This is a genomic window from Monashia sp. HAY1-2A, from assembly GCF_056755315.1.
Map to the genome: position 1 here is coordinate 1 of NZ_JBNDHY010000307.1, position 1200 is coordinate 1200.

The window sequence follows — 1200 nt, forward strand, 5'->3', positions numbered from 1 at the left end:
TGAGGACCCGAACAGGTCCCGCTTCCACCGCTGGTTCACCGATCCGCGCGAACGCGCGCTCCACCCTGTCGAGGAACAGCCGACCTACTCCCGTTCCTACGTGGCAATGCTCCGCCTGGCCGTTGGACGTCACCCGGACGATCCCCGTGCCCGCGCCCTGGTCGATCGCCTCCGCGCCTCGCCGGAGTTCGACGCGCTGTGGGCGGGTCACGATGTCGCCTGGAGGCCGGGGCCGGAGCGCAAGACGTTCCTGCACCCGCAGGTCGGCCGGATGGAGCTCGACTGCGAAAGCATGTCAACGGACAGCGATGTCCAGATCCTGCTCGTCTTCACCGCGACGCCGGGCAGCGAGTCCGCCGAGCGCCTACGTCTGCTCGGCGTCCTGGGAAGCCAGACCTTCTCCCCGGCCGCCATGCAGCCGTCGCGAGAAGACCCGACCGCCACAAGAACGTGGTGACCACAGACGGTGCGCTGAGCGGTCGAGCGTCTTCGAGGGGTGGTGTCACGTTTGCTGTCGTGCGCGGTCCTTGATCTGGGTGATGACGTCCGTCTTGGCGTCGGAGTAGGCGTTCATGTCGGGCCAGTCCTGGGCGGCGAGGTCACGTTTGGTGCGCGCGTAGAGCTCGCGGTCGGCTTCGTCGCGGCGTAGGTGATTGCGGCGGAGAAGGTACTCGCGGATCTGCGGATCGTCGGTCTCGAGGATGCGTGGACATCACGCTCGGGTGTACGCACCAGGCGGTGACTGGGCTCGCGGACCCGCAGGACGTAACCGGCGGTGAGGAGTTGGGGCAGGTAGTCCTCTTCGGCGGTGATGTCATTGACGACGACGAGGATGTCCACGATGGGTTTCGCGGCGAGGCGGGTACGGAGGTCGATCCGATGTGCTGAATCGCTACGGCGCCCCGCGGTCCGAGCGCTGTGGGGATGCAGTCCTCGTGACGTTGGTAGGCCTGGGGCCAAGCGGGGTCTGGATCGACGACGACGAGCTCGCGCTTCTCGACGCCACCGAGTAGCTCGGCGATCGTTACGTCTGCACGTCGATGAGGACGGGGCGCAGGAGGCATCAGACGAGCGTAAGCAGCCGCGCTTGCTCCCGACAACTGCTAGCACGGACGTCCGCATTTGCCGCGGATGGCGCGTTCGATCGTCCGGGTTGAGGGCGTCGGTCTCATCCCGTCCTCGGTCGCCAGGAGCGGGCTG

General features: G+C 67.2%; 2 protein-coding genes and 1 pseudogene. 1 reads left to right on the forward strand and 2 read right to left on the reverse strand.

The features are described 5' to 3' along the window. The coding region (locus tag ACPYOM_RS22000) for an MmyB family transcriptional regulator (protein ID WP_481347591.1) at positions 1-457 on the forward strand (457 nt) is incomplete at its 5' end. A gap of 45 nt (positions 458-502) precedes the next feature. Here the strand turns inward: ACPYOM_RS22000 and ACPYOM_RS22005 are convergent. Together ACPYOM_RS22005 and ACPYOM_RS22010 are read right to left on the reverse strand one after the other, a co-directional pair. Next, positions 503-703, reverse strand: coding sequence for a GrpB family protein (locus ACPYOM_RS22005; RefSeq protein ID WP_481347592.1), 201 nt, complete (start codon positions 701-703; stop codon positions 503-505). 68 nt (positions 704-771) lie between these two features. After that, positions 772-1064: pseudogene (locus tag ACPYOM_RS22010) on the reverse strand (GrpB family protein); the annotation flags it as partial. Positions 1065-1200: the final 136 nt, after the last annotated feature.